Annotated in this window: 1 pseudogene; it reads left to right on the top strand. The window is 67.4% G+C overall.

Annotated elements, in window-relative coordinates:
- Nucleotides 1–91: 91 nt before the first annotated feature.
- Nucleotides 92–1,221 (top strand): annotated as a pseudogene (locus RHBS_RS27855) (TPM domain-containing protein); the annotation flags it as partial.

Here is a 1,221-nt window from a genome sequence, read left to right as displayed (position 1 = left end):
TCGGCAGCCGGTGCACTCGGCGACGCGTACGCCTCGAGCGGCAGCGGCGGCTCGTCGGCACCACTGCTGATCGGGCGTCGGCGCACTGGCCGTGGCCGGTGGCGGAGCCGTCGTCTACTCGTCCCGGCGCAAGAAGGCCCGCGTTGCAGCCGAGGTCGAGGCCGTGGCGAAGATCGACCCGAGCGACCCGGCCGCACTCGCTGCCTTCCCGATCGACGTCCTCGACACCCGGGCCAAGGAAATTCTGGTCGAGACCGACAATGCCGTACGCGCCAGCGAGGAGGAATTGAACCTCGCCCGTGGAGAGTTCGGAGATTCTGCGGCCGCACCGTTCATCTCCGCCCACGACAACGCCAAGCGGGCCCTCGCGTCCGCCTTCGAGATCCGTCAACGCCTCGACGACGCCATTCCGGAAACTCCCGATCAGCGGCGCGCAATGCTCGTCGAGATCATCTCCTCCTGTGGCCAGGCCGATCGCGAACTCGATTCGCGAGTGGAGGAATTCGACGGTTTCCGCGATCTCGTGATGAACGCCGACGCCCATCTCGACGAGCTGACCCAGGCGATCATCGGTTTGACGGTGAGGATTCCGCAATCGGAAACCCTGCTCGCTCAACTGCATTCGGAGTTCTCCGAGACGGCACTGAAATCCATCGCCGACAACGTCACGATGGCACAGGAGCGACTCGCGCTGGCCGAGGACAACATCGAGGCCGGCCGCAAGGCGACAGCACTCCCGCCCGGAAAGCAGGGGCCTGCGGTCACCGCTATTCGCACGGCCGAACGAGCCGTCGACCAGGCCAAGACCCTGCTCGACGGCGTCGACCATGCCCGGGACGACATCAGGCACGCCATCGCCACCCTGCCCGACGCCATCGCGGACGTTCGCCGCGACATCGAGCAGGCACGTGGTTTGACCGAACACGGCGGTGCCGAACTCCAGTCGGCCATGACTGCGGCGCAGACGGCGCTGCAGGGGGCGGAGACGGCCCAGTCCTCGGATCCACTCGGCAGCTACACCGCCCTCGCCGAAGCGGATGCCGAACTGGAGAAGATCGTCGACGAGGCGTCGGCGGAGAAGGCTGCCGAGGACCAACTGCGAGCCCGTCTGGATCGCGATATCGCGGCCGCTCAGGCGCAGATCACCGCTGCAGCGGACTACATCTCGACCCGTCGCGGCGGAGTGGGTGCCGACGCCCGAACGCGCCTGTCCGAGGCCGA

It is taken from the genome of Rhodococcus sp. BS-15 (genome assembly GCF_000813105.1).
Taxonomy (GTDB): Bacteria; Actinomycetota; Actinomycetes; order Mycobacteriales; family Mycobacteriaceae; genus Rhodococcoides.
Note: the sequence above shows the minus strand (reverse complement) of the source record. Positions and strands in the feature narration are given on the sequence as shown.